At 70.7% G+C, this 239-nt stretch carries 1 pseudogene; it reads right to left on the bottom strand.

The annotated features are described in order from the left end of the window. Positions 1-239: pseudogene (locus ACQG3P_RS22925) on the bottom strand (MFS transporter); the annotation flags it as partial.

The raw sequence follows: 239 nt of genomic DNA, 5'->3' as shown, positions 1-239 counted from the left end.
CTGCCCAGCTGGGAGCGGTCGTGCAGCATGACCGCCAACGTCGACCAGAACGCCCAGCAGCCCACCGCCAGCAGCCCCTGCGCGAACACCGCACGGCGCAGCTGCGGCAGTCCACGCCACAGGTGGGCCAGCGAACGCAGCAACGCCGGATACCGCAACGACGTGGACGGTGCCAGGTGCGGCAGCTCGCGCGCCAGTACCAGCGCCATCACCACCACCGAGCCGGCGGCAATACCGAA

Source organism: Stenotrophomonas sp. SrG (genome assembly GCF_050031795.1).
Lineage (GTDB): Bacteria > Pseudomonadota > Gammaproteobacteria > Xanthomonadales > Xanthomonadaceae > Stenotrophomonas > Stenotrophomonas rhizophila_A.
The sequence above is the reverse complement of the archived record's forward strand: the minus strand, read 5'-3'. Positions and strand labels throughout refer to the sequence as shown.